23 protein-coding genes and 2 other annotated features are annotated in these 23,334 nt (G+C 38.1%); of the genes, 22 read left to right on the forward strand and 1 reads right to left on the reverse strand.

All coding sequences use genetic code 11. The features are described from left to right. Positions 1-48 precede the first annotated feature (48 nt). The 10 genes from tig (at position 49) to HMPREF2802_RS00330 (ending at position 11,504) form a co-directional block, all read left to right on the forward strand. On the forward strand, positions 49-1,371 hold the full coding sequence (tig, locus tag HMPREF2802_RS00285) for a trigger factor (RefSeq protein ID WP_070502392.1): 1,323 nt from the start codon (positions 49-51) through the stop codon (positions 1,369-1,371). Between the two features lie 242 nt (positions 1,372-1,613). Beyond that, entirely contained in the window at positions 1,614-2,876 is a 1,263-nt protein-coding gene (gene clpX / locus HMPREF2802_RS00290) for an ATP-dependent Clp protease ATP-binding subunit ClpX (RefSeq protein ID WP_070502393.1), read from the forward strand. A gap of 260 nt (positions 2,877-3,136) precedes the next feature. After that, positions 3,137-3,724 (forward strand): ribosome biogenesis GTP-binding protein YihA/YsxC, encoded by a 588-nt coding sequence (gene yihA / locus HMPREF2802_RS00295; RefSeq protein WP_070502394.1) that lies wholly within the window; start codon positions 3,137-3,139, stop codon positions 3,722-3,724. 309 nt (positions 3,725-4,033) lie between these two features. Next, on the forward strand, positions 4,034-5,377 hold the full coding sequence (hemA, locus tag HMPREF2802_RS00300) for a glutamyl-tRNA reductase (protein ID WP_070502395.1): 1,344 nt from the start codon (positions 4,034-4,036) through the stop codon (positions 5,375-5,377). 23 nt (positions 5,378-5,400) lie between these two features. Beyond that, positions 5,401-6,237 carry a cytochrome c biogenesis protein gene (ccsA, locus tag HMPREF2802_RS00305; RefSeq protein ID WP_002471540.1) on the forward strand — a complete coding sequence of 279 codons (837 nt, stop codon included), beginning with the start codon at positions 5,401-5,403 and terminating at the stop codon, positions 6,235-6,237. A 31-nt stretch (positions 6,238-6,268) separates the two neighbouring features. Continuing rightward, complete coding sequence (hemC, locus tag HMPREF2802_RS00310; RefSeq protein WP_070502396.1) at positions 6,269-7,195, forward strand: hydroxymethylbilane synthase; 927 nt, start codon at positions 6,269-6,271, stop codon at positions 7,193-7,195. A gap of 13 nt (positions 7,196-7,208) precedes the next feature. Further along, on the forward strand, positions 7,209-7,892 hold the full coding sequence (locus tag HMPREF2802_RS00315; RefSeq protein ID WP_070502397.1) for a uroporphyrinogen-III synthase: 684 nt from the start codon (positions 7,209-7,211) through the stop codon (positions 7,890-7,892). 3 nt (positions 7,893-7,895) lie between these two features. Further along, a complete protein-coding gene (gene hemB / locus HMPREF2802_RS00320) occupies positions 7,896-8,873 on the forward strand; it encodes a porphobilinogen synthase (RefSeq protein ID WP_049411414.1) in 978 nt (325 codons plus the stop codon). Positions 8,874-8,885: 12 nt separating this feature from the next. Next, the gene (hemL, locus tag HMPREF2802_RS00325) at positions 8,886-10,175 is read left to right on the forward strand and encodes a glutamate-1-semialdehyde 2,1-aminomutase (protein ID WP_070502398.1); all 1,290 of its coding nucleotides are present in this window, start codon (positions 8,886-8,888) and stop codon (positions 10,173-10,175) included. A gap of 264 nt (positions 10,176-10,439) precedes the next feature. Further along, complete coding sequence (locus HMPREF2802_RS00330) at positions 10,440-11,504, forward strand: AbrB family transcriptional regulator (RefSeq protein WP_070502399.1); 1,065 nt, start codon at positions 10,440-10,442, stop codon at positions 11,502-11,504. A gap of 205 nt (positions 11,505-11,709) precedes the next feature. Here HMPREF2802_RS00330 and HMPREF2802_RS00335 read toward each other — a convergent pair whose 3' ends face one another. Beyond that, complete coding sequence (locus tag HMPREF2802_RS00335; protein WP_070502400.1) at positions 11,710-12,294, reverse strand: DNA-3-methyladenine glycosylase I; 585 nt, start codon at positions 12,292-12,294, stop codon at positions 11,710-11,712. A gap of 59 nt (positions 12,295-12,353) precedes the next feature. After that, positions 12,354-12,594, forward strand: a binding site (T-box leader). 44 nt (positions 12,595-12,638) lie between these two features. Between HMPREF2802_RS00335 and HMPREF2802_RS00340 the strand changes: the two genes are divergently transcribed. The 12 genes from HMPREF2802_RS00340 (at position 12,639) to obgE (ending at position 23,326) form a co-directional block, all read left to right on the forward strand. Then, a complete protein-coding gene (locus HMPREF2802_RS00340) occupies positions 12,639-15,269 on the forward strand; it encodes a valine--tRNA ligase (RefSeq protein WP_070502401.1) in 2,631 nt (876 codons plus the stop codon). An 11-nt stretch (positions 15,270-15,280) separates the two neighbouring features. Next, on the forward strand, positions 15,281-16,549 hold the full coding sequence (locus HMPREF2802_RS00345; RefSeq protein ID WP_049411427.1) for a bifunctional folylpolyglutamate synthase/dihydrofolate synthase: 1,269 nt from the start codon (positions 15,281-15,283) through the stop codon (positions 16,547-16,549). Between the two features lie 216 nt (positions 16,550-16,765). Further along, on the forward strand, positions 16,766-17,467 hold the full coding sequence (locus HMPREF2802_RS00350) for a prepilin peptidase (protein WP_070502402.1): 702 nt from the start codon (positions 16,766-16,768) through the stop codon (positions 17,465-17,467). Further along, positions 17,464-18,144, forward strand: a complete 681-nt coding sequence (gene radC, locus HMPREF2802_RS00355) for a RadC family protein (RefSeq protein WP_070502403.1) — start codon at positions 17,464-17,466, stop codon at positions 18,142-18,144. Before HMPREF2802_RS00350 ends, radC begins: the two co-directional genes overlap by 4 nt. A 448-nt stretch (positions 18,145-18,592) precedes the next feature. Further along, positions 18,593-19,051 (forward strand): DUF4930 family protein, encoded by a 459-nt coding sequence (locus tag HMPREF2802_RS00360; protein WP_070502404.1) that lies wholly within the window; start codon positions 18,593-18,595, stop codon positions 19,049-19,051. Between the two features lie 71 nt (positions 19,052-19,122). Further along, positions 19,123-19,278, forward strand: a complete 156-nt coding sequence (locus HMPREF2802_RS12075; protein WP_002471526.1) for a hypothetical protein — start codon at positions 19,123-19,125, stop codon at positions 19,276-19,278. 217 nt (positions 19,279-19,495) lie between these two features. Further along, the gene (gene mreC, locus HMPREF2802_RS00365; RefSeq protein WP_002471543.1) at positions 19,496-20,335 is read left to right on the forward strand and encodes a rod shape-determining protein MreC; all 840 of its coding nucleotides are present in this window, start codon (positions 19,496-19,498) and stop codon (positions 20,333-20,335) included. Then, entirely contained in the window at positions 20,335-20,859 is a 525-nt protein-coding gene (mreD, locus tag HMPREF2802_RS00370) for a rod shape-determining protein MreD (RefSeq protein WP_070502405.1), read from the forward strand. The genes mreC and mreD overlap by 1 nt, the downstream gene beginning before the upstream one ends. 29 nt (positions 20,860-20,888) lie before the next feature. Further along, positions 20,889-20,962 (forward strand) — a sequence feature (ribosomal protein L21 leader region). A gap of 12 nt (positions 20,963-20,974) precedes the next feature. Beyond that, on the forward strand, positions 20,975-21,283 hold the full coding sequence (gene rplU / locus HMPREF2802_RS00375; RefSeq protein WP_002471542.1) for a 50S ribosomal protein L21: 309 nt from the start codon (positions 20,975-20,977) through the stop codon (positions 21,281-21,283). Positions 21,284-21,285: 2 nt separating this feature from the next. Continuing rightward, positions 21,286-21,606: a ribosomal-processing cysteine protease Prp gene (locus tag HMPREF2802_RS00380; protein WP_070502406.1), complete on the forward strand. Its 321-nt coding sequence runs from the start codon at positions 21,286-21,288 to the stop codon at positions 21,604-21,606. Between the two features lie 12 nt (positions 21,607-21,618). After that, on the forward strand, positions 21,619-21,903 hold the full coding sequence (gene rpmA / locus HMPREF2802_RS00385; protein WP_002471533.1) for a 50S ribosomal protein L27: 285 nt from the start codon (positions 21,619-21,621) through the stop codon (positions 21,901-21,903). A 121-nt stretch (positions 21,904-22,024) separates the two neighbouring features. Further along, positions 22,025-23,326, forward strand: coding sequence for a GTPase ObgE (gene obgE, locus HMPREF2802_RS00390; RefSeq protein ID WP_070502407.1), 1,302 nt, complete (start codon positions 22,025-22,027; stop codon positions 23,324-23,326). The last annotated feature ends 8 nt before the right edge of the window (positions 23,327-23,334 follow it).

Consider the following 23,334-nt stretch of genomic DNA (forward strand, 5'->3'; position numbering starts at 1 on the left):
TGATGAAGTTGAAAAATTAAAATAGGATTATCATGGAGGTTTTTATACATGACAGCAACTTGGGAAAAAAAGGAAGGTAATCAAGGCGTACTATCTGTTACAGTACCCTCAGAAAAATTTGATAACGCTTTAGATAAAGCTTTCAAAAAAGTAGTTAAACAAATCAATGTACCAGGTTTCCGTAAAGGGAAAGTACCTCGTCAAATCTTCGAACAACGTTTCGGCGTTGAAGCTTTATATCAAGATGCAGCTGACATCGTATTACCTGAAGCTTACGGTGAAGCAATTGAAGAAACAGGTATCAAACCAGTTGATCAACCAGAAATCGAAGTACAACAAATTGAAAAAGGTCAAGACTTCAAATTTGATGCTACAGTAACAGTAGAACCAGAAGTAGAACTTGGTGACTACAAAGGTCTTGAAATTGAAAAACAAGATGCTGACTTAACTGACGAAGAAGTTGACGAAGCCATCAATCAACAACTTAACCAACTTTCAGAAATGGTTGTTAAAGAAGACGGCGCTGTTGAGGAAGGCGACACAGTAAACATCGACTTCGACGGCTATGTTGATGGTGAACAATTCGAAGGTGGCCAAGCGGACAGCTATGACTTAGAAATCGGTTCAGGTTCATTTATCCCTGGATTCGAAGAACAATTAGTTGGCGTGAAAGCTGGCGAAGAGAAAGATGTAAACGTGACATTCCCAGAAGAATATCACGCTGAAGAATTATCAGGTAAAGAAGCGACTTTCAAAACGAAAGTAAATGAAATTAAATATAAAGAAGTTCCTGAACTTGATGACGAAATCGCAAACGAACTTGATTCAGATGCTGAAACAGTTGATCAATACAAAGAGAACTTACGTAAACGCTTAGCAGAGCAAAAACAAACTGAAGCTGAAAACGTACAAAAAGAAGAAGCAATCCAAAAAGCATCTGACAATGCTAAGATTGATATTCCAGAAGCAATGGTTAACACTGAGTTAGACCGCATGCTTCAAGAGTTTGGTCAACGTATGCAACAACAAGGTCTTAGCCTTGAAACTTACTTCCAAATCTCAGGTCAAGATGAATCTCAACTTAGAGAACAAATGAAAGACGACGCTGAAGCTCGTGTACGCACTAACTTAACACTTACAGCAATCGCTGATAAAGAAGATATCGAAGTATCTGAAGAAGATATCGATAAAGAACTTGAAAAAATGAGCGAGCAATTCAACATCTCAGTTGAAGATATTAAGAATACTTTAGGTAATACAGACATCGTGAAAAATGATGTACGTATTCAAAAAGTTATCGACTTACTCGTAGACGAAGCGAAATTAGTCGAACCATCTGAAGACGATAAAGACAACAAAGACGAAGAATAATTTTAATAAAGTAGTAACCAATTTCATAAATTGCAATCACATATTGCTGTTTTGAAGTGAATAATTTGAGGCCCCAGCATAACTAAAGTTTAAATTTTATGCATGCTGGGGCTTATATTTTTTAACTAACGGGAAAGTTAAGTCTGAAGTCTCAAATATAAGGCATTTAACTTGTAGTTACCGTCAGTTGCATATTAAAATTCATTCTAGTATAGTCTTTAGGGAATAGGGGTGTAAATATAATGTTTAAATTCAATGAAGATGAAGAAAACTTAAAGTGTTCTTTCTGTGGAAAGGACCAAGATCAAGTTAAAAAATTAGTTGCTGGTAGCGGCGTTTACATTTGTAATGAGTGTATCGAATTATGCTCTGAAATCGTAGAAGAAGAGCTCTCTCAATCCGCTCCAGAAGGTTTAACTGAATTACCTACTCCTAAAGAAATCATGGATCAGTTAAATGATTACGTCATTGGACAAGAGAAAGCTAAGAAATCCCTAGCAGTTGCGGTCTACAACCACTATAAACGTATTCAACAACTCGGTCCTGATGACGATGATGTTGAACTTCAAAAGAGTAACGTTGCGTTAATCGGACCTACAGGTAGCGGTAAGACATTACTCGCACAAACATTAGCTAAGACGCTTAACGTGCCTTTCGCTATTGCCGATGCGACGAGCTTAACTGAAGCAGGTTATGTAGGTGACGACGTTGAGAATATCCTCTTACGTTTAATCCAAGCCGCTGATTTCGATGTAGATAAAGCTGAAAAAGGAATCATCTATGTCGACGAAATCGATAAAATTGCACGTAAATCAGAAAATACGTCAATCACACGTGACGTATCTGGTGAGGGTGTACAACAAGCGTTACTTAAGATTCTTGAAGGTACGAGTGCTAGTGTGCCACCTCAAGGCGGACGTAAGCATCCAAACCAAGAATTGATTCAAATCGATACAACTAATATCCTCTTTATCTTAGGTGGTGCCTTTGACGGTATCGAAGACGTGATTAAACGTCGTCTAGGTGAAAAGGTTATCGGCTTTGCTAGTAGTGAAGCTTCTAAATACGACGAAGATGCATTATTAGAACAAATTCGACCAGAGGACTTACAATCTTACGGTTTAATTCCTGAGTTCATCGGTCGTGTACCTATTGTTGCTAACCTCGAACAATTAGATGTTGAAGCATTGAAAAATATATTAACTCAACCTAAGAATGCATTAGTTAAACAATATACGAAGATGCTCGAATTAGATAATGTAGAACTCGAATTTACTGATGAAGCATTAGCTGCCATTAGTAACAAAGCCATCGAACGTAAGACAGGTGCACGTGGTTTACGTTCAATCATTGAAGAAGCACTAATTGATATTATGTACGATGTGCCTTCAAGCGATGGCGTAGTGAAAGTCGTTATTACAGAACAAACAATTACAGATGAAATTGAACCAGAACTATATGATAAAGAAGGTAATTTAGTTAATAAAGAGCAAACTTCTGCATAGCTAGGTGCTATAATTGTTAAAGTTTGCATGATTATAGTGTCGCTCATTTGTCTTTATAAGGCAGATGAGCGATTTTTTAGATTTATGAGTTATGAATAAGAAAAGGGGATGAATAATGGATTTAGCAATCACACCATTGAGTATTGCATTTTACTCAAAATAAATAATGAATAATATGAAACTTTCGTGACAGCACTCGCATCTCCGTTCACAATATAATATAATGAAACAGTTAGTTAAATAGAGAAGAGAGGGTAGCTATGAAGGTTAATCCGAATAAAATCGAACTACTCATCAGTGCTGTAAAGCCAGAGCAATATCCTGAAACAGGACTTAGTGAAGTGGCATTGAGTGGACGTTCTAATGTGGGGAAATCGACCTTTATCAATAGTATGATAGGTCGCAAGAATATGGCACGTACGTCTGCTCAGCCAGGTAAGACACAAACATTGAATTTCTATGATATCGACAGTCAGCTTATCTTCGTCGATGTGCCAGGATACGGATATGCCAAAGTGAGTAAGAAGAAACGTGAAGAGTTTGGCAAGATGATTGAAGCTTATCTCACACAGAGAGAAAGTCTGAAACTCGTAGTACAACTTGTTGATATTCGCCACAAACCGACAGAAGATGATGTACTGATGTATGATTATCTTAAGCACTTTGAAATACCGACGCTGATTGTGTTGACGAAAGAGGATAAGATTAAAAGCGGCCAAGTACAGAAACAACTCGCTATGGTGAAACGCGAGTTAGAGCTTGAAGAAGACGATCAAATCATTAGCTATTCATCAATAAAAGGAAATAAGCAGCAACAGATTTGGGACGTTATCGAAAGTTATTTATAATTATTCTAATGTGATAACGACTTGTTAATTTACTAAGTGTTATTTCGATCAAATTTCATAGTAGAATGTGGCTAGATTAGAATCGTGTGACATCCTTTTGAGTGTGCTTATAAAAGATGTGACATCTATAAGTAAGGCGAGAGCGCAAATATAGTATTAAGGTATAGTTCATTCACATTTGATAGTCTCAGAATATACTTCTATGATTCTTACATTAGAATATTTATAATTAATTCAAGCAGAGTGCTTAACTACGGGATAAATTGTGTTATAATGTAGTTATTGTAATATGTATGGAGGGCGTTATAAATGCATTTAATTGCGATAAGTATTAACCATCGCACTGCAGATGTAGCATTGAGAGAGAAAGTTGCCTTCAAAGAAGATATCATACGTTCAGCGAATGTTGATTTATTTGAAACGAAAGCAATCTTAGAGAACGTCATTTTATCAACATGTAATCGCACAGAAGTATATGTTGTCGCAGACCAAATTCACACTGGACGTTATTACGTTCAACGCTTTTTAGCACGTAATTCTGGTCTAGAAGTGGAGGATATTAAAGCAATTTCAGAAGTTAAAGTGGGGGACGAAGCAGTAAATCATTTATTGCGTGTAACTTCTGGATTAGATTCCATCGTACTTGGTGAGACGCAAATTCTTGGTCAGATGAGAAATGCGTTCTTCATCGCGCAAGAAGAAGATACGACGGGAACGATTTTCAACCACTTATTTAAACAAGCAATTACTTTTGCGAAGAAAGCGCATAATGAGACAGATATTGCGGATAATGCCGTTAGTGTGTCTTATGCGGCCGTTGAATTAGGTAAGAAAATCTTCGGTAAGATTGATAATAAAAAGGCAATCATCATCGGTGCAGGGGAAATGAGTGAACTCTCACTCTTAAATCTTAAAGGTTCAGGTGTTAATGATATTACAATCGTTAACCGTACTGTTTCAAAAGCAGAAACACTTGCAAATAATCATGGTGTTTCTTATGCTTCAATTGATTCATTACCAGCTTTATTAACAGATGCTGATATGGTTATTAGCTCAACAAGTTCAAGTGATTATATTATCACTAATAGTATGATGCAAAGTATTGCATCTCAACGTAAAAATGATTCACTTGTACTCATCGACATTGCGTTGCCACGAGATGTGGAGCCAAATATTAACGCAATTACGGATGTCTTTAACTATGATGTAGATGATCTTAAAGGATTAGTAGATGCTAACTTGAGAGAGCGTCAACTTGCTGCGGATGCTATCGCTGCACAAATACCGCAAGAAATTGACGCACATAACGAATGGGTAAATATGCTAGGTGTTGTACCTGTCATTCGCGCTCTACGTGAAAAAGCAATGAACATCCAATCTGAAACTATGGATAGCATAGATAGAAAGTTACCTCATCTTTCAGAACGTGAAAGAAAGGTTATTTCTAAGCATACGAAAAGTATCATTAATCAAATGTTGAAAGATCCTATTAAACAAGCGAAAGAGCTAGGTAATGAGAAGAAAAGTAATGAAAAACTAGAGCTATTCCAAAATATTTTCGATATCGAAGCAGAAGATGCGCTTCCTAAGAAAAAAGAGCGAAGCCAAAGTTCTAAACAAGATCTTCGCACTCAAATTCTAAGTTTTGAATAAGCTCAAGCTAATATGGTGATGATATGCAAGATACGTTGTTCATTCGTTTTCATGAACTCATTTTACTCGTTTATTTAATTAGTATTGCTTGTTATTTTTATGATTTTCTAAATAAAAATTATAGAATAAGAAATTTTGGGTTCATCACTTTAGGGATTGTTTGGGTATTACAAACAATCTCTTTGTCTATCTATATCAACATGACGCGGCACGTACCATTAAATAATATTTTTGATGTGTTCTTCGCATTGACATGGCTCATTATTTCGATTTCTATTGTCATTAGCGTCATCAAGCAACTTAACTTCTCGATATTTTTATTCAATATTATCGGGTTTACTTTGCTTGCGCTCAATACATTTCAGCCGACCTACAATCAAACTGAAGGTCAGAAATTAACACTCATCAACGAGTTGCTTATCGTTCACGTCTGCTTCGCGACATTAAGTTATGCTGTGTTTGCATTTGCATTCGTGAATTGCTTGTTGTATTTGATTCAATATCGTAATCTAAAGGAGAAACGATTTACTCAGAAGTATTTCCGTATAGGTAGCGTAGCGACGTTAGAGAAGACAGTGTTCTATAGCTCATTGATAGGTTTCATTCTACTTATTGTCAGCACTATTCTAGGTGCACAATGGGGCGTGAATTCATTAGACCATCAATTCGTTATCGACTCTAAGATGATTCTCTCTATCGTTATTATCGTCATGTACGGTTTATATCTTCTCTGTAGAGTGAAGCAATTATTGAATAAACAATTGCTAATCTATTTCAACATCGTTCTGTTTGGATTATGTATGGTGAACTTGCTTTTCGCATCCCATATACCGAATTTCCATCAGTGGACGTCATTATAATTAACAATATTTATATAGGAGGTTGCGCGCGATGCGTAAACTAGTCGTAGGTTCACGACGTAGCAAATTAGCTATGACTCAGAGCCGACAATTTATTGATTCGCTTAAAAAGATAGATCCATCACTAGAGATTGAAATTAAAGAAATTGTGACTAAAGGGGATCAGATCGTTGATAAGCAATTATCCAAAGTAGGTGGTAAGGGCTTATTCGTTAAAGAAATAGAGAACGAATTATACAGCCATGAAATCGATATGGCGATCCATTCCTTAAAGGACGTACCAAGCGTCATTTCCGAAAGGTTAACATTAGGCTGTATACCTGATCGTGAGAATCCATTTGATGCCTATGTAGCAAATGACCATGTTGCGCTTGAAGATTTACCAGAAGGAAGTATCGTGGGTACAAGTTCTTTAAGACGCGGTGCGCAAATTAAAGCGAAATATCCTCACGTAGAGATTAAATGGATTCGTGGTAATATTGATACGCGTTTACAGAAATTACAAGATGAAGATTACGATGCGATTATCCTGGCAGCTGCTGGGTTAAAGCGTATGGGTTGGTCAGATGATATTGTAACAAGTTATCTAGACAAAGAAACGCTTGTCCCTGCTATAGGTCAAGGCGCATTAGGTATCGAGTGTCGTTCAGATGATCAAGAACTACTCGATTTATTAAATCAAGTGCACAATCAGAATGTAGCCGATTGTGTCACAGCAGAACGTACTTTCTTAAAGCAAATGGATGGTAGTTGCCAAGTTCCAATCGGTGGATATGCGACGAAAGATGAAGAGGGTACGATAGAGTTCACCGGTCTCATCATGTCTACAGATGGTAAAGAACGCTACCAACATACAGCACGCGGTAATGATCCAGTACAATTAGGTCAAGAAGTAAGTCAAGTATTGAAAGATCAAGGGGCTTACGAAATTATTCGGAAGCTCAACGAAGAATTATAAGAGGATGACGAATATGAATTCAGTTATAGTAATGACACAGACAAGTAATTATAGTCAGGATGGCTTATCTATTATTCATAAACCGCTGATTAAGATTGAGCCACTTTCTTTTAATTTAGACTTGTTAAAGTTAAACTATGACTGGATTCTTTTTTCATCTAAAAATGCTGTGAAATACTTTTATCCCTACCTACAACAGACCGCACATCGTCATATTGCCGTCATAGGTAAGAAGACGAAAGCGTACTGCGAAGCACAAGGTATAGCAGTTGATTTCTGTCCCAATGATTATTCACAAGAGGGCTTTCTTGCTGACTTTGAAGCGCAAGAGAACACAAAGATTCTTGTACCTTCAAGTCAAGCTGCTCGACCATTACTCGTCGATACTTTGCGAGATAGAGATTTCGAAGTTACTAAAATTGATCTCTATAAACCTGGTACGTGGTCTGCTCATATCACGGATATTGATCAACTATTAGCTCAAAACAATGTAGGCGCTATCACGTTTGCGAGTTCTTCAGCTGTGGATGGTTTCTTCAATCGTTCACTGCCTGAAATGACGAAAGCATTTTCAAACTACTATGTAATAGGACAACAAACTTTGTCTACAATCCATGAATATGGGGTAGAGGCTAAAGTAGCAGACGAACAAACATTAGATGGATTAATTGAAAAAGTTAAAGAAAGTTGGATGTAAAGTATGAAATTCGATAGACATAGACGTTTACGTAGTTCTAAAACAATGCGTAATATGGTAACTGAAACACGTATCAATAAAGAAGATTTAATCTATCCTATCTTCGTTGTTGAACGTGATAATGTGAAAGAAGAAATTCCATCTATGCCAGGAATTTATCAATTAAGTTTAAACATTTTAGAAGAAGAATTGAAAGAAGCTTATGATTTAGGTATCAGAGCCATCATGTTCTTCGGTGTCCCTAACGAGAAAGATGCGACAGGCTCAGGTGCATACGATCATAACGGTATCATTCAAGAAGCAACACGTAAGGCAAAGGCGATGTACGATGATTTACTCATCGTTGCAGATACTTGCCTATGCGAATATACAGATCATGGTCACTGTGGTGTCATCAATCACGAGACGAAAGATGTGGACAATGATCAATCATTAACTTACTTGGTTAAAACAGCGATCTCACAAGTTGAAGCTGGTGCGGATATCATTGCGCCAAGTAATATGATGGACGGCTTCGTTACTGAAATTCGTCAAGGTCTTGACGATGCAGGTTATGAAAATGTACCGATTATGAGTTACGGTATTAAATACGCATCTAGTTTCTTCGGCCCATTCCGTGACGCAGCGGAATCAACACCACAGTTCGGTGATCGCAAGACATATCAAATGGATCCAGCGAACCGTCGTGAAGCGATGCGTGAACTCGAAAGTGACTTGCGTGAAGGTGCAGACATGATGATTGTTAAACCAGCATTAAGTTTCTTAGACATTATTCGCGATGTGCGTAATCATACAAATGTTCCAGTTGTCGCTTACAATGTGAGCGGTGAATATAGCATGACGAAAGCAGCTGCACTTCAAGGTTGGATTGATGAAGAAGCCGTTGTCATGGAACAAATGATTTCTATGAAACGTGCAGGTGCTGACTTAATTGTCACTTACTTTGCCAAAGATATTTGTAAATATTTAGATCAACAATAAAGGAGGATTACGATGTCTCGTTACGCTAAATCAGAGCGCGCAATGGAAGAAGCTAAGCCACTTATGCCAGGAGGGGTTAATAGCCCAGTGCGCGCATTCAATTCAGTAGATACACCCGCTATTTTCATGGACCATGGTGAAGGTTCACATATCTATGATATTGATGGAAATGAATATATTGATTATGTGCTAAGTTGGGGACCACTCATTCTAGGTCATAAAAACCCACGTGTCATTGAGAAGTTACATGAAGCAGTAGGTAAAGGTACAAGTTTCGGTTCTTCAACACTGCAAGAGAATAAACTCGCGCAACTCGTTATTGACCGAGTGCCATCTATTGAGAAAGTACGTATGGTGTCTTCTGGTACAGAGGCGACATTAGATACGTTACGTTTGGCTAGAGGTTACACAGGACGTAACAAGATTATTAAATTTGAAGGTTGTTACCATGGTCACAGTGACTCACTTTTAATCAAAGCAGGATCAGGCGTTGCCACTTTAGGTCTACCTGACTCTCCAGGTGTACCAGAAGGTATTGCTAAGAATACGATTACGGTTCCATATAATGACCTAGATGCGATTCAAACAGCATTCGAGAACTTTGGAGACGACATCGCTGGGGTCATCGTTGAACCGGTGGCAGGTAATATGGGTGTTGTACCTCCTCAAGAAGGTTTCCTACAAGGCCTACGTGATATTACTAAAGAATATGGTTCACTCTTGATCTTTGACGAGGTCATGACAGGTTTCCGTGTAGGATACAACTGTGCTCAAGGTTACTTTAATGTCACTCCTGACTTAACTTGCTTAGGTAAAGTTATTGGTGGTGGACTTCCAGTAGGTGCCTTTGGTGGTAAAAAAGAAATCATGGATCACATCGCACCAGTAGGAGATATTTATCAAGCAGGTACACTTTCAGGTAACCCACTTGCGATGACGAGCGGTTATGAAACACTCAGTCAATTGACTCCAGAGTCATATGATCACTTCAATCATTTAGGTGATTTACTTGAAGAAGGTCTCAAAGAAGTGTTCGCAAAACACAATGTGCCAATTACTGTTAACCGTGCAGGTTCTATGATTGGTTACTTCTTAAATGAAGGACCTGTGACTAATTTCGATCAAGCGAATAAGAGTGACTTAGAACTCTTTGGACAAATGTATCGTGAAATGGCCAAAGAAGGTGTCTTCTTACCGCCATCTCAATTCGAAGGTACATTCTTATCTATGGCGCATACAGAAGAAGATATTAAACAAACAATTCAAGCCTTTGATACGGCATTAGGTCGCATTACAAAATAATAGTATAAGTTGATTTAAGGGAATCGGACGTTGATAGCTTGAAAGTAAAATGATTTATTTTACTTATCACTTCAATCTATCATTATTCGGTTTCCTTATTTTTTATTATTAACAATCGAAATCATAACTTATACTTAGTGTGATCGCGCTAATTTGATAAGTTAGGCTTATTTATATTGTATACGTCTCATTGCATTTTTGTTGCTACAGTGCGTGTTTTGTGTCACTTTTAAGGTAACAACAATAAGGGAAGTAGTGATAAGTATGAAACGTAATTGGTTAAATAATCTCATCGTATTACTGCTTGCTATTGTAATCAGTTTACTACTCAAAGCAGTTCATATGTTACTTCCGTTTATGTTCGGCCCGATTATTGCAGCACTGATCTGCGTCAAGCTGTTCAAGATGGAAGTCAAATGGCCATTTTGGATTAGCCAGCTCGGTTTAATCTTGCTCGGTGTACAAATTGGCTCAAGTTTCACCCAACGTGTTATCGGCGATATCAAAGATGATTGGCTTACTGTTGTATTGATATCGGTATTATTACTCGTCATCGCATTAATCGTTTCTATCTTCTTTAAGAAAATAGCTAAAGTGAATACAGAAACCGCTATTTTAAGTGTCATTCCTGGAGCTTTGAGTCAAATGCTGCTCATGGCTGAAGAAGATAAGAATGCCAATATCATGGTGGTGAGTTTAACTCAGACGTCGCGTATCATCTTCGTAGTTATACTCGTTCCGTTTATCTCTTATTTCACAAGCACATCAAGTGGACAGAAATCTAGTCAGGGCGCAGTACAACCTGATCTTACGCAAGCGATTAATCTTCCAAATTTCTTAATACTCGTTGCAGCTATTGCGATTGTATATTTCATCATGGCTAAGATTAACTTTCCAACGAAACAAATGTTAGCGCCTATCGTGGTGTTAATTGCTTGGAACTTAATTACAGGCATTACGTTCACTTTGGATAATTACCTCATTGCGGCAGCACAAGTGATGTATATGATTCGCATCGGTATTCAAATTGCGAAACTTGTTGATCAACTGAAGGGACGTATTGCAGTAGCAATTGCTTTCCAAAATATTATGCTTATCCTTGTAGCATTCGTGATGGTTTGCATTATAGGTTATGCGACACATCATTCAATTAACGATCTCTTCCTTGGAGCAGCTCCAGGTGGTATGAGTCAAATCATTCTCGTTGCGATGGAAACTGGGGCAGATGTAGCGATGATCTCGAGCTATCATATCTTCCGTGTATTCTTTATCTTATTCCTTATCGCTCCGTTGATTAATTATTATTTAAAATATCGGGCGCGACGTTAGCTGATAGAGGGTAAAAGGAATGATGCAATACGAGAAATTGATTTACGTCAGAAGATGATATACTCAATTTGAAATTTAAATTAAAGAATAAATAAAGGTGCACCCTAACAGTAATTCACTTTAATAGGGTGCACCTTTATTAAATTATGAGATTGTATCACTTCCGAAATCGTCTCATGCTAATAGCTCAATCTATGCTTGAATTTTACAATTCTCTTTCAGGTTCAGTTAATCGGTTCTTCGGATTATAAGGACAATCGACTAAATGACTATTATATAAGCCGGCCGCTTCTAAAAATGAAAACACCGTCACTGGACCTAAAAATTTGAACCCATAACGCTTTAAATCTTTCGAAAGTTGAGTCGCACGTTCGTCTACAGTAAGACGTTCTGAAGCTGATTGATAGTTCATATTAAGCGGTTGATGATCGACATACGACCATAAAAAATCACTAAAGCTATCATAATCTTGTTCAATTTGTAAATAACCACGTGCTTGCCCGATAATCGCTTCTAATTTCTTTCGATTATGAACAATATTTGGAAAGTTCATTAACTCATCTACATCTTCATCAGTCATTTCCGCTATTTTCTCAGGGTCAAAGTTATAGAAAGCTTCTTCGTATGCTTCTTTCTTTTTTAAAATCGTTAACCAAGACAAACCAGCATGTTGCGACTCTAAAGCCAACAACTTAAAGAGTTCAAGGCTGTCATAATGGGGTTGTCCCCAATAATGATCATGATAGTCAATATATAGCGGATCCGTTGCATTGAAAGCACAAGCGTTCATAAATTTCCCTCCAGTACATTGACTTATTGTGCGTTCCATTATACTATAATTAAAGTAAATATAATAATGTAAGTGGGAAGAGTAACTACGACTTCATATTTCCAGAGAGTATACATGAGCTGAAAGTATACATATGAGTGTAGTGAAGGTAGCCCGATTGAACTTTAGTTGAAAGCGAATGTCGCCACTAGGCTAAAGCGTGAATTGAGCGTTAATCATGCAAACAAGTGCGTAAGTTGTTGCGACGATACGTCGTGCGCTTACGAAGTTAGGTGGTACCACGGAAGATCCGTCCTATTATTAAGTTAATAGAACGGATTTTTTTACGTTAAGGAGGAAATGCTATGGAAATGAAACCTAAATATAATCCACGTGAAGTGGAACAAGGCCGCTATGATGAGTGGGTGAATAAAGGCTACTTCAAAGCGGCTGAAGATGATAAGAAAGAAACCTATACGATTGTTATTCCGCCCCCAAATGTTACAGGTAAACTGCATTTAGGTCACGCATGGGATACAACGTTACAGGACATTATTACGCGTATGAAACGCATGCAAGGCTATGACACATTATATTTACCAGGTATGGATCATGCAGGTATCGCGACACAATCTAAAGTTGAAGCGAAATTACGTGAGGAAGGAATTTCTCGTCATGATTTAGGTCGCGAGAAATTTTTAGAAAAAGCCTGGGATTGGAAAGAAGAATATGCAACATTTATTCGTAAGCAGTGGGCGAAACTCGGCTTAGGTTTAGATTATAGCCGTGAGCGTTTTACTCTAGATGAAGGGCTCAGTAAAGCTGTGCGTAAAGTCTTCGTTGACTTGTACAACAAAGGCATTATTTATCGTGGAGAATACATCATCAACTGGGATCCTGAAGCCCAAACCGCTTTATCTGATATCGAAGTTATTCACGAAGATGTGCAAGGTAAGTTCTATCACTTTAAATATCCTTACGCAGATGGTGATGGCTATATCGAAATTGCAACGACACGTCCAGAAACTATGCTCGGGGACACAGCAATTGTGGTTAATCCAAATGACGAGCGCTACCAAGACGTGATTGGCAAGACAGTACTACTGCCTATCGTTAATCGTGAATTGCCTATTCTCGCTGATGAGTACGTTGATATGGAGTTCGGTAGTGGGGCGATGAAAGTAACGCCAGCTCATGACCCTAACGACTTCGAAATCGGTAATCGTCACGATCTTGAACGCATTGTCGTGATGGACGAAGCAGGTAAAATGAACGCAGAAGCAGGTAAATACGAAGGCTTAGATCGTTTCGAATGTCGTAAACAGCTCGTTGAAGATCTTAAAGCTGAAGACTTGGTCATTGATATCAAAGATCACGAACACTCAGTGGGTCATTCAGAACGTTCTGGGGCGGTCGTTGAACCTTACTTATCAACACAATGGTTCGTGAAGATGAAACCGCTCGCTGAACAAGCTTTAAATAACCAAGATACTGATAATCGCGTAAACTTTGTTCCACCACGTTTTGAAAAAACATTCAATCGTTGGATGGAAGAAATTCGTGATTGGACGATTTCTAGACAACTATGGTGGGGCCACCAAATTCCAGCTTGGTATCATAACGAAACGGGCGAACTTTATGTCGGTATGGATGCACCTGAAGATGCTGAGAACTGGACACAAGACGAAGATGTGCTCGACACATGGTTCTCTAGTGCATTGTGGCCATTCTCAACACTAGGCTGGCCAGATGTTAGCGATGAAGATTTCCAACGCTATTATCCAACAAATGCCTTAGTGACAGGTTACGATATCATCTTCTTCTGGGTTGCGCGTATGATCTTCCAAGGTCTTGAGTTTACAGATCAACGCCCATTCAACGATGTATTACTTCACGGGCTTGTACGAGCAGAAGATGGACGTAAGATGAGTAAATCTCTTGGTAACGGTGTGGATCCTATGGATGTAATCGATGAATATGGGGCAGATAGCTTAAGATACTTCCTAGCTACAGGATCTTCACCAGGTCAAGATTTACGTTATTCCACTGATAAAGTCGAATCAGTTTGGAACTTTATTAACAAGATTTGGAATGCAGCACGCTTCAGTATTATGAATATTGGTGACGACTTTAAAGTAGAAGATGTTGACTTATCAGGCAACTTATCTCTTGCAGATCAATGGATTCTTACTCGCTTAAACGAAACGATTCAAACTGTCACTCATTTAAGCGATAGATATGAATTTGGTGAAGTGGGTCGTGCGCTTTACAACTTTATTTGGGATGAGTTCTGTGACTGGTATATTGAAATGAGTAAAATCCCTATGAACAGTGATGACGAAGAGCAAAAACAAGTGACACGTTCAGTATTAACTTATGTGTTAGATAATACAATGCGCATGCTACATCCATTCATGCCTTTTGTTACTGAACAAATTTGGCAGAACCTCCCACATGTTGGCGAAACAATTGTGACTGCAAGTTGGCCAGAAGTTAAAGATGAGTTGACTTTTACAGAAAGTAAGGAAACGATGGAACAACTTGTAGAAATCATCAAATCTGTACGTCAATCTCGTCAAGAGGTGAATACGCCGATTTCTAAAGCCATTCCAATCTATATTCAAGCGAAAGATGACAATATCAAGGCTACGCTTGAAGCGAATGCAAACTACATTGACCGTTTCTGTCACCCAAGTGAGTTAGTAATTGAGACAGATATCGATATTCCTGAAAAAGCAATGACGTCCGTAACTACGGCAGGGGATGTCGTTCTTCCACTTGAGGGATTAATTGATATGGATAAAGAGATCGCACGTCTTGAGAAAGAATTAGACAAGTGGCAGAAAGAATTAGATCGCGTCAATGGCAAGTTGGCAAACGAGAACTTTGTCAATAAAGCACCAGAGAAGATTATTAACGAAGAGCGTCAGAAGAAAGAGAACTATCAAGATAAATATGATGGTGTGAAACTTAGAATCAAACAATTAAAATCGTAGGAGTCCTTATCATGAATTACCTAGATAGCTTATATTGGATACATGAGAGAACGAAATTTGGCATCAAGCCAGGTGTGAAACGTATGGAGTGGATGTTAGAGCGTTTAGGGCATCCTGAACGTCATATTCGTGGCATCCATGTAGGTGGGACGAACGGTAAAGGTTCAACGGTTGCTTACTTAAGAGCAGCTCTTAATGACAACGGCTACACGGTGGGGACCTTTACCTCTCCATTTATTGAAACCTTTAATGAACGTATTAGTATCGACGGGCAACCCATTTCTGATGACGCCATTGTTGACTTGGTTCAGAAAGTGAAACCTGTAAGTGAAGAGCTAGAACAAGAGACAGAACTCGGAACGGCGACTGAATTTGAAATTATTACCACAATGATGTATCTCTATTTCGGAGAACTACATCCTGTTGATTTCGTCGTGATTGAAGCAGGACTCGGTGTGAAGAATGATTCAACGAATGTCTTTGACCCAATCTTGACGATTCTAACGAGTGTGGGGCTCGATCACACTGAAATTCTCGGCGATAGTTACACGGACATCGCTAAGGATAAAAGTGCGATCGTCAAACCTCACACGCCCGTGATTTACGCCGTGAAGAACGAAGCAGCTTTAAAAATTATGCGTGATCAAGTTGAACAGCTTGAGGCGAAAGGTATCGAGTTCGATCGTGATATCACAATTGTGTCTGAAGACGACGAATTCACTTATCGCTATAAAGATTATGAACTAGAAACATTGGCGTTAAATATGGTCGGGGAGCATCAGAAAGAGAATGCGTCGCTTGCCATTACCGCTTTGATTGAGTTGAACGAAGCGGGATACGTTAATCTTGATTTTAATAAAATGATTGACGGTATTGAACATGTGCAATGGACAGGTCGTATTGAACGTGTTCAGGATGAACCATTGATTATTATCGATGGGGCGCATAATCGCGAAAGTGTTGATGCGTTGATTGATACGCTACAACATTATTATCATATTGAAGATATTGATGTACTCTTCTCAGCAATTAAAGGCAAACCTATCGACGACATGGTCAGTCGGTTAAAAGGGATTGCACGTCAGTTTTATGTGACTGATTTTGATTTTCCTAAAGCATTGCCGAGCGAAGAGATTATAGAAGCGGTTCCAGGTGAGAACAAGCAAATCGTTGAGGATTACGTTAATTTTATTAAAAATTACCAAGGACAGGCCTTGCTCATTACAGGAAGCTTATATTTTATCAGTGAAGTGAAGTCTAAGATCGACTTTGAAGATTAATAGTTAAAGCCGCTTAATCATCAGCTGAGGTTGGGCGAAAAAATTTTAGTAGTGCTGTTTTCGTTTTATTGGATGAAAATGGCACTACTTTTTTATGTTTCATGAACAATTAGGTGTATTTTCTATAATTTATTGCAGTTTACTGTGTAATTTATCAAAAATATAAATTTGTTATTTAATATTAAATCGTGCTATAATCGTTCTGAGGAGGTTCGCATGATTTCAGTATTTATAATGTTACCTATATTGTTCAGTTTCTTGTATCAACTTTCTACTGAAGAACAACTATCGTTCAAATATCTACTTCAACGTTCTACTTGTGACCACTGTCATCAACCTTTAAAATTCTTTAATTTAGTTCCCATACTTAGTTTTTGTGTACAGAGAGGGAGAACCTCATGCTGCCGGGAACGATTATCTGTCTATTATCTTATCGGAGAATGCTCAGCTTTAGCTGGTGCTTTCTTACTTGCTCGGGAACTCCCGATTTCACACTCGCTATTTATCGCGCTTTTTTTGTTGTTACTCACTTCCGCTATTAGTGACCTTGTAAGTTTAACAATTTCACTCAACTTGCTTTTTGTTTTTTTGTTGATGTGTGTCGTATTATTTCATTGTGATTGGCTTCAATTTTTAATAGTACTACTTATTTCTCACATTTTATTTTTTATCTTTCGTTTCGGTATCGGTTATGGCGATATACTGTTAATCAATTTTCTCGCTTTATTTTTACCTTTTCATTTATTTACTTACATTTTATTATTTACTTTTGTTTTTGCAGGACTATTTGCGATTATCGTCATCATTTGTGGCTACTACCGTCGACGTCTGATGATTCCACTTGTTCCTTTTATCTTTAGTGCCTTCTGCTTTGTAATGGCTACTTATTCTTATTTATTTGGAGGAGAATTATTATGAAAATAAAAGAACTCGCACCCACTGAAAAACCTCGTGAACGTTTATTACATTACGGGGCAGACAAACTATCACATACTGAATTACTGGCGATACTTTTAAATACAGGTAGAAAGGGTTACTCAAGTGTTGAAATCGCTGGAGAACTGTTGAAACAGACGAAATCTTTAAAGGCATTAAAACAGTTATCGATTAATGAACTCATGGAAATTAAAGGAATAGGTATGTATAAAGCAATCATACTAAAAGCTGCCTTTGAGCTCGGTGAACGTATGCATTCGGCAGATACTTCTGAGAAATTTCAGATTAAGAGTCCGGAAGACGTGGCTAGATTTGCGATGGGGCGGATGCAGCATCTTTCTCAAGAACAATTTGTCGTTCTGTACTTGAATGCTAAAAATGTTGTGATTAAGCAAAAAGAAATCTTTCGCGGTACGCTTACTTCTTCAGTTGTACATCCTAGAGAAGTGTTTAATGAGGCAGTAAAAATCGCTTGTAACTCTATTGTTGTATTGCATAATCATCCTTCGGGCGACGCAAGACCTTCAACTGAAGATACCGAAACCACGAAACGACTTATTCATTGTGGAGCGCTGTTAGGCATCGAACTCCTTGACCATGTCATCATAGGCGATAATCAGTTTACAAGTTTGGTTGAAGAAGGTTATTTGGAAGGGTAGTGCAGAGTAAATGATGATTGAATTATAAGGATATTAATAACCAAAATAAACAGCCTATCTAAGACACTATAACTAATGCCTAAACAGACTGTTGGAAATTGAATATATAATTATCGAACTGCGATACGTATATCTAATTAAGAAATTGATGGTAATTCTCGGAGATCCACAAGATACCTTGATAAATAAGATATATACACAATGCAAGAATACCCAGCGATATAATGAATCGTAATAAACGTATGCCGATTTTAAATAAGATGATTGCGAGGAAAACAATTAATATAATCGCAAGTACATTCATGTAGTTCACTCCTTTATAATATATTATAATAGTTGAAGACTTGTTGTGCATCGGTCTTGAGCAGTTGTTTATGTCGTGCTTAAGACGGATTTACTTTCATATCGTTTTAGGTATAATGAGTGTAATCATATAGGAGGGTGTCGCATGCGTTTTATCTTTTCAATTATTAAAAACATCATAGCAATTGTGCTTATTATAGCAATTGTTCTTGTCGCTTTAAAATACGCACCCTTCTTAAAAGACAAGGATTGGAACCCTGTCAATCATCATACGCCCTCGATGATTCAGAGTGATAATCCGCCAGAACTTCAACACGGTGAACGTTATAGCCTAGAAAAGAATGATATTTTAAATAATGTCCCATTAAGTCAAACTAAAAATGTCTTCGATTGGATAGATAAGAAAGAGTTTATGTCTGTCACTGGCTTTTCTAAGATGGGATATAATGACGAGTTTCTCATCGGCCAGCGAGACGAGCAGTTCATTATGTATAAATTTGGTTCAGATGAGATGCGCGTCTATGCTACTGAAATTGAAATGAAACAAGATTTAAAGCAGCTCGGTCAAGACATCGAGCTCAAACCTGCTTCAAGCTTTGAATAGAGTATTTGAAATACGCAATTAAATGCGTTAGCCTTATATTGTATTAAGCTAATAAAGGTTGGTGTCTAAGAATGAGTGAACAATCTAAAGCGAAAAAAGCAGATGAACAAGCAAAAGCGCAAAATTTATTCGCACGTTGGAGAAAAGACGAGACTTTATATAAAGAAGACGAAAAAGATAACGAGAAAGAAGAAACGGATTCAGACAATCAAAATAAAGATGACTAAAATAGCATAATAACGTCTTCGAATATGATTGCAAGGGTTTAGGTTGATGATGAAGTAACTTCAACTTAAACCCTTTTTTTGTATTTATTAATTGGAATCGTCAATCACTCTTCTTAAACTTCACCTAATCTTTAGACTTTGTACTTTATTTAGGAACACCATTTAGATAGAATAAATAAAGAACATTAAATTTCGGGTTATATTAGAGGTGTTTAGGTTGTCAAAGTTTTTCAAGAATAACAAGCTAGTGGTGATATTATGCTCTATCATCGTATTTATCGCCCTTATCGGCTTGTCTATACGTTCGCAGTCGCAATCTTCTGTTGAACAATACATAGGGGACTCTTCGTCAGCAGGGCAACGTATAGTCAGCTATCCTGTTCAATTTGTGGCAGGCTCAATCGGAAAGGTCTTCTCTGGAGACGAGTCTAAAGCAACTAAGAATAAAATTAAACAGCTCGAGGCAAAAAACGAAAGTCTAGAAGCTGAAAATAAAAAATATAAAAAAGAGTTAGATGTCGAAGATATTTCTAAATATGATCCTATTTCAAGCACTGTCATCGGACGCAATCCAGATCAATGGATGAATACGATCGTCATTAATAAAGGGGCAAAGGATGGCGTCAAAAATAATATGGCTGTCATGACTTCAGAGGGTCTTGTGGGTCGTATTACGAAAGTGAACCAATTCTCTTCACAAGTCGATCTCATCTCTACAAATACACGAAATAATCGTTTATCGGTAAATATTCAACATAAAGACACTAACGTCTTTGGATTAATCGATCATTATGATGATAAGACTGGAGAACTCGTGATTAGTGATATAAATAATAAAGATTCAGTCAAAAAAGGAGATAAGGTCGTTACAAGTGGACTCGCAGATCAGTTGCCTAGTAAGTTATACATAGGTGAGGTAACGAAAGTGGAGAACGATGGCTACGGCTTAGCGAAACAAGTTCGTGTGAAGACAGGTTCAGAGCTTAGTGATCTTAATCATGTTTACGTAGCTAAACGTGAAGCGAGCTCAGCAGATAGCGAAAGTGGGGATAAGTAATGCGCGCGCTATATTACTTCTTAATCGGTCTCTTACTGTTCTATATTGATGTCGCTATTAGTTTAGTTATCCCTATGCATATCGGTCACACAAGTATTATTTTCGTCCCACATCTCACGCTCATGTATTTAGTGATGATTTGTATTTATCGCGGTCTCAACGTAGCTTTGATATTATCTATCATTATAGGTATTATTACAGATGTGACGATTGGTACGATTTATGGTATCTACCTATTTGGATACTTACTGCTTGTCGTATTATTTGATCAGCTGTTCAAAGTATTCTATCGTGACAAGTCTATGCTGTTTATTTTAGTGTTACTCAGTACGTTAGGTTTTGAAATATTTTCAGCAATTATTTACGGTGTGCTCGGTCTTATCGACTTTAACATTGTCTCGTTTATCTTTTTCCGTATCATACCAACCCTAATTCTCAACTTGATATTGCTGATTATTTTATTTCCGATCTTACACAAGTTTTTCAAAAAAATTCAACGTAAGATTGACAATCTACATGGGTAATGCTAAAATGCAGAAGTTGAGTAGTTTATAGCTACATACAACCGCTCGATTTCAGGTTTAAGTACATGACTGTCACCTGAAATTGGCGTGACTTAGATTATAGGAGGTGCAAAGTATGTTTGCTATTATCGAAACAGGTGGAAAACAAATCAAAGTAGAAGAAGGTCAAGAAATCTTCGTTGAGAAATTAGATGCTAACGAAGGTGACTCATTCACATTTGATAAAGTCTTATTTGTAGGTGGAGACTCAGTTAAAGTTGGTGCGCCAACAGTAGATGGTGCTTCAGTTACAGCTACAGTTAACAAACAAGGCCGTGGCCGTAAGATCACTGTATTCACTTACAAACGTCGTAAAGACTCTAAACGTAAAAAAGGTCATCGTCAACCGTACACTAAATTAACTATCGACAAAATCAACGCTTAATTATGATTACTGTTGATATTTCTTTGAATGACGAAGGTCAAGTGACGGATGTAGTCATGGATGGTCACGCAGACTACGGCGAATACGGTCATGATATCGTGTGTGCCGGTGCTTCTGCAGTCGTGTTCGGCAGTGTGAATGCCATCATGGGCTTAACAGCTGAACAACCTGACATTGATTACGATGATGATGGAGGGCACTTCCACGTTCGAAGTGTTGATACGAATAATGAACAAGCTCAATTGATATTACAAGCGATGCTCGTTTCATTACAAACGATTGAAGAAGAATATCATGATAATATAAGATTAAATTATAAGTGAGGTGTAAACCCTATGCTAAAGTTAAATTTACAATTCTTCGCCTCTAAAAAAGGGGTAAGTTCAACAAAAAACGGTCGTGACTCAGAATCTAAACGCCTAGGTGCTAAACGTGCTGACGGTCAATTTGCAACTGCAGGTTCAATCATCTTCCGCCAACGTGGTACTAAAATCCATGCAGGCCAAAACGTTGGTCGTGGTGGAGACGATACTTTATTTGCTAAAATTGATGGCGTTGTTAAATTCGAACGCAAAGGCCGTGACAAGAAACAAGTTTCTGTTTACGCAGCAGCTGAATAATACTTGTCTATGTTAACACCAGTAGGTTTCGACCACTGGTGTTAATTTTTTGTTTTATTTTCTAAGTGCTAAGTTAATGATATAATTGTTAGGATACATTTTAAGAAAAAGAGGTGAGACGATGTTTGTCGATCAAGTAAAGATTCTACTCAAAGCAGGAGACGGTGGTAATGGTATCACTGCCTATCGTCGTGAGAAATATGTACCTTTCGGCGGACCTGCTGGCGGTGACGGCGGTAATGGGGCATCAGTGGTACTTGAAGTAGACGAAGGTCTGCGCACGTTAATGGATTTCAGATACCAACGTCATTTTAAAGCTAAAAAGGGCGATAATGGCCAAAGTAGTAACATGCATGGTAAAAATGCTGAAGATCTCGTGCTACACGTACCTCCAGGCACAATCGTCAAAGATGTTGAAGATGGAGAAGTATTAGCAGATCTAGTGGAGCATAAACAAAGAGCGGTTATTGCTAAAGGCGGTCGAGGTGGCCGAGGTAACTCACGTTTCGCATCGCCACGCAACCCAGCACCAGACTTTAGTGAAAATGGGGAACCAGGTGAAGAAATTGAAGTTACACTCGAGCTTAAACTGTTAGCTGATGTAGGTCTCGTTGGATTCCCAAGTGTAGGTAAATCTACATTACTATCCATCGTTTCGAAAGCTAAGCCGAAAGTAGGTAATTATCACTTCACAACAATTAAACCTAATTTAGGTGTAGTATCCACACCTGATCAACGTAGCTTCGTTATGGCAGACTTGCCAGGACTTATCGAAGGCGCATCCGATGGCGTCGGTTTAGGTCATCAATTCTTGAGACACGTTGAACGTACGAAAGTAATTGTTCATATGATTGATATGAGTGGATCAGAAGCACGTGACCCTTACGAAGATTACCAAATCATCAAAAAAGAATTGAAGGCTTATGAGCAGCGCTTAGAGGATCGTCCACAAATCGTTGTTGCGAACAAGATGGATTTACCAGAAGCTGAAGACCAATTAGAGCTCTTTAAAGAGCAACTTAAGGAAGATGGTCACGAAGATGTGCAAATCATTCCATTATCTACAGTTACACATCACAATGTTGAGCAACTCTTGTTTGCGATTGCAGATAAACTTGAAGAAGTGAAAGATATTGACTTCTACAAGACCGAAGAAGATCTCGGCGTGAATCGTGTGCTTTACAAACATACCCCGAGTCAAGATCACTTTACGATTACACGTGATGACGACGGTGCTTATGTGGTTCAAGGTAAAGCCATTGAACGTACATTCAAGATGACTGACTTTAACAGTGACCCTGCAGTACGACGCTTTGCTAGACAAATGCGTTCTATGGGTATTGACGAAGCTTTACGTGAACGTGGTTGTGAAAACGGTGATATCGTTAGAATTCTAGGTGGAGAATTTGAATTTGTCGAATAGAGGTGGCG

Source organism: Staphylococcus sp. HMSC071G07, from assembly GCF_001811435.1.
In the GTDB taxonomy this organism is placed as follows: domain Bacteria; phylum Bacillota; class Bacilli; order Staphylococcales; family Staphylococcaceae; genus Staphylococcus; species Staphylococcus pettenkoferi.

Coding starts and splice junctions, on each gene's coding strand:
- tig (WP_070502392.1), top strand. CDS start 49: ATGACAGCAACTTGGGAAAAAAAGGAAGGTAATCAAGGCGTACTATCT.
- clpX (WP_070502393.1), top strand. CDS start 1,614: ATGTTTAAATTCAATGAAGATGAAGAAAACTTAAAGTGTTCTTTCTGT.
- yihA (WP_070502394.1), top strand. CDS start 3,137: ATGAAGGTTAATCCGAATAAAATCGAACTACTCATCAGTGCTGTAAAG.
- hemA (WP_070502395.1), top strand. CDS start 4,034: ATGCATTTAATTGCGATAAGTATTAACCATCGCACTGCAGATGTAGCA.
- ccsA (WP_002471540.1), top strand. CDS start 5,401: ATGCAAGATACGTTGTTCATTCGTTTTCATGAACTCATTTTACTCGTT.
- hemC (WP_070502396.1), top strand. CDS start 6,269: ATGCGTAAACTAGTCGTAGGTTCACGACGTAGCAAATTAGCTATGACT.
- HMPREF2802_RS00315 (WP_070502397.1), top strand. CDS start 7,209: ATGAATTCAGTTATAGTAATGACACAGACAAGTAATTATAGTCAGGAT.
- hemB (WP_049411414.1), top strand. CDS start 7,896: ATGAAATTCGATAGACATAGACGTTTACGTAGTTCTAAAACAATGCGT.
- hemL (WP_070502398.1), top strand. CDS start 8,886: ATGTCTCGTTACGCTAAATCAGAGCGCGCAATGGAAGAAGCTAAGCCA.
- HMPREF2802_RS00330 (WP_070502399.1), top strand. CDS start 10,440: ATGAAACGTAATTGGTTAAATAATCTCATCGTATTACTGCTTGCTATT.
- HMPREF2802_RS00335 (WP_070502400.1), bottom strand. CDS start 12,294: ATGAACGCTTGTGCTTTCAATGCAACGGATCCGCTATATATTGACTAT.
- HMPREF2802_RS00340 (WP_070502401.1), top strand. CDS start 12,639: ATGGAAATGAAACCTAAATATAATCCACGTGAAGTGGAACAAGGCCGC.
- HMPREF2802_RS00345 (WP_049411427.1), top strand. CDS start 15,281: ATGAATTACCTAGATAGCTTATATTGGATACATGAGAGAACGAAATTT.
- HMPREF2802_RS00350 (WP_070502402.1), top strand. CDS start 16,766: ATGATTTCAGTATTTATAATGTTACCTATATTGTTCAGTTTCTTGTAT.
- radC (WP_070502403.1), top strand. CDS start 17,464: ATGAAAATAAAAGAACTCGCACCCACTGAAAAACCTCGTGAACGTTTA.
- HMPREF2802_RS00360 (WP_070502404.1), top strand. CDS start 18,593: ATGCGTTTTATCTTTTCAATTATTAAAAACATCATAGCAATTGTGCTT.
- HMPREF2802_RS12075 (WP_002471526.1), top strand. CDS start 19,123: ATGAGTGAACAATCTAAAGCGAAAAAAGCAGATGAACAAGCAAAAGCG.
- mreD (WP_070502405.1), top strand. CDS start 20,335: ATGCGCGCGCTATATTACTTCTTAATCGGTCTCTTACTGTTCTATATT.
- rplU (WP_002471542.1), top strand. CDS start 20,975: ATGTTTGCTATTATCGAAACAGGTGGAAAACAAATCAAAGTAGAAGAA.
- HMPREF2802_RS00380 (WP_070502406.1), top strand. CDS start 21,286: ATGATTACTGTTGATATTTCTTTGAATGACGAAGGTCAAGTGACGGAT.
- rpmA (WP_002471533.1), top strand. CDS start 21,619: ATGCTAAAGTTAAATTTACAATTCTTCGCCTCTAAAAAAGGGGTAAGT.
- obgE (WP_070502407.1), top strand. CDS start 22,025: ATGTTTGTCGATCAAGTAAAGATTCTACTCAAAGCAGGAGACGGTGGT.